Annotated in this window: 1 protein-coding gene; it reads left to right on the top strand. The window is 58.8% G+C overall.

The window, feature by feature from the left end; all coding sequences use genetic code 11:
• On the top strand, positions 1-662 hold a 662-nt coding region (locus tag ACYVDM_RS26440; RefSeq protein ID WP_460475506.1), incomplete at both ends, for a condensation domain-containing protein.

Raw genomic sequence — 662 nt, 5'->3', positions numbered from 1 at the left:
AGAAACGCTGGCGTTATCGCTGGACGCAGACTTGCATCGCAAGCTACTGGATCTAGCGCAGCACAGCAAGGCAAGTCTGTTCATGGTGCTGCAGGCAGGCGTGTCGGCATTGTTGACGCGCCTGGGCGCGGGCACCGACATTCCGCTAGGCAGCTCGATTGCGGGCCGAACCGACGACGCGCTGGACGAGTTGGTAGGGTTCTTCGTCAACACACTGGTATTGCGTGCGGACACTTCAGGGAACCCGAGTTTTAGGGAACTGGTAGCGCGGGTGCGAGAAGTGGATTTGGAAGCCTACGCGCACCAGGACCTGCCATTCGAACGGCTGGTCGAGATCCTGAACCCCCAACGCTCGATGGCGCGCCATCCCCTGTTCCAAGTGTCTCTGGCGCTGCACAATCACAATAAGTCGGCGTTTGATTTGCCTGACCTGTCGGTGGCGTTCGAGGAAACTACGCTGAAGGTAGCCAGATTTGATTTGCTGTTGAGTTTCCTGGAAAAACGCGATGCGGACGGAACCGCTCAGGGCCTGTCCGGCATGATCGAATATGCGTCGGATCTCTTCGACCAGCAAACGGTAGAGCGGATCGCTGCGCAACTGACCCGACTGCTGACGGCGGTGGCCGACAATGCCGAGCAACCGATCGGATCGATCGATCTGC

It is taken from the genome of Bordetella tumulicola (assembly GCF_054779135.1).
The sequence above is the reverse complement of the archived record's forward strand: the minus strand, read 5'-3'. Positions and strand labels throughout refer to the sequence as shown.